The 291-nt window shown below is 67.4% G+C and carries 1 protein-coding gene; it reads right to left on the reverse strand.

Annotated elements, in window-relative coordinates:
* Window positions 1-2: 2 nt before the first annotated feature.
* A partial coding sequence (locus BST14_RS31995) for a hypothetical protein (protein ID WP_368731266.1) occupies window positions 3-291 on the reverse strand: 289 nt, incomplete at its 5' end.

Consider the following 291-nt stretch of genomic DNA (forward strand, 5'->3'; position numbering starts at 1 on the left):
CCTCAGACGATCAGCTCGGCGCCGCGTAGCGTGCCGTCGTCGTCCAGGCGCGCCGGCGCCGGGCTGATCTGCAGGTACTTGATGCTGTCCCGCGGAATCAGCAGCAGGTCGCCGTAGACCTCGACGCTGAGATAGGGCGTGTCCAGTTGCTGACGGATGCTGCGGGCAACCTCGGCCGGGTCGTCCTGCTGGCGCGGGAAGCGCAGCGACAGGCGCTGGCCGTCGGTGAAATGCAGGTAGAGGTGCTTGATCGGTTTCATGCGGGCTCCCGGAGGCCATGACGCTCTTGGG

Source organism: Mycobacterium arosiense ATCC BAA-1401 = DSM 45069 (genome assembly GCF_002086125.1).
Taxonomy (GTDB): domain Bacteria; phylum Actinomycetota; class Actinomycetes; order Mycobacteriales; family Mycobacteriaceae; genus Mycobacterium; species Mycobacterium arosiense.